This window comes from Hydrogenophaga sp., from assembly GCF_031426985.1.
Classification (GTDB): Bacteria; Pseudomonadota; Gammaproteobacteria; order Burkholderiales; family Burkholderiaceae_C; genus Hydrogenophaga.
The window spans coordinates 621-1,049 of sequence record NZ_JASJOY010000032.1; the positions used below are offsets into that span (position 1 = coordinate 621).

At 68.1% G+C, this 429-nt stretch carries 1 protein-coding gene; it reads right to left on the reverse strand.

Going from position 1 to position 429, the window contains the following annotated elements; all coding sequences use genetic code 11:
* Positions 1-429 (reverse strand): (2Fe-2S)-binding protein (locus RMP09_RS04150; protein WP_310564741.1); only part of this gene is annotated, 429 nt, incomplete at both ends.

A 429-nucleotide genomic window follows, 5' to 3' on the forward strand; every position in this document is an offset into this window, starting at 1 on the left:
TCACGCCCAGCAGGTCGATGCGCTGGCCGCCGGTGACCTTGACGGTCGGGATCTTGTACTTGTCCACCGCGTCGGCGATGCGGCGCAGTTCGTCCGCCGTGGTCTCGCCGCCCCACATGCGCGGGATCACCGAGTACGTGCCGTCTTTCTGGATGTTGGCGTGCGAGCGCTCGTTGATGTAGCGGCTCTGCGGATCGTCCTTCGCCTCCTTGGGCCAGGTGCTGATCAGGTAGTAGTTGACCGCCGGGCGGCAGCTCGCGCAACCGTTGGGCGTCTTCCAGCCCAGGTGCGAGAACACCGCAGCGGTGGTCAGCAGCTTGCTGCCGTCGGCCAGCGGCGTGCGGATCGCTTCGCGCACCGCCTCGTGGCCGTGTTCGGTGCAGCCGCACATGGCCTTGAGCTTGGGCGTGGCCGAGTAGTCGCCGCCGG